Source organism: Hydrogenophaga intermedia, from assembly GCF_023715105.1.
Lineage (GTDB): Bacteria > Pseudomonadota > Gammaproteobacteria > Burkholderiales > Burkholderiaceae_C > Hydrogenophaga > Hydrogenophaga intermedia_A.
Window position 1 is genome coordinate 1 of record NZ_JAMBNO010000112.1, and the last position, 425, is coordinate 425.

The 425-nt window shown below is 62.4% G+C and carries 1 protein-coding gene; it reads left to right on the top strand.

The window, feature by feature from the left end; genetic code table 11:
• On the top strand, positions 1 to 425 hold a 425-nt coding region (locus M3149_RS22815; RefSeq protein ID WP_435370781.1), incomplete at both ends, for a TerC family protein.

The following is a 425-nucleotide window of genomic DNA, read 5'->3' on the forward strand; positions in this document are numbered from 1 at the left end:
TGCTGGCGCTGATCATGCGGGCGATCTTCATCTTCATCGGCGCCGCGGCCATCGAGCAGTTCAGCTGGATCTTCTACATCTTCGGCATCTTCCTCGTGTACACGGCGTTCAAGCTCGCCCAGGAGGGATCCAGCGACGACGACGAGTACGAGGAGAACAAGCTCATCAAGTTCGTCGAGGCCAGGTTCCCGGCAACCGATGAGTGGCACGGCATCAAGGTCGTCGTCACGGAGAACGGCAAGCGGGTCATCACCCCGATGTTCCTGGTGATCCTGGCCCTCGGCACGACGGACCTGCTGTTCGCGCTGGACTCCATCCCGGCGATCTACGGGCTCACCGAGGAGCCCTACCTGGTGCTGACCGCGAACATCTTCGCGCTGATGGGGCTGCGGCAGCTGTACTTCCTGATCGGCGGCCTGCTGCAG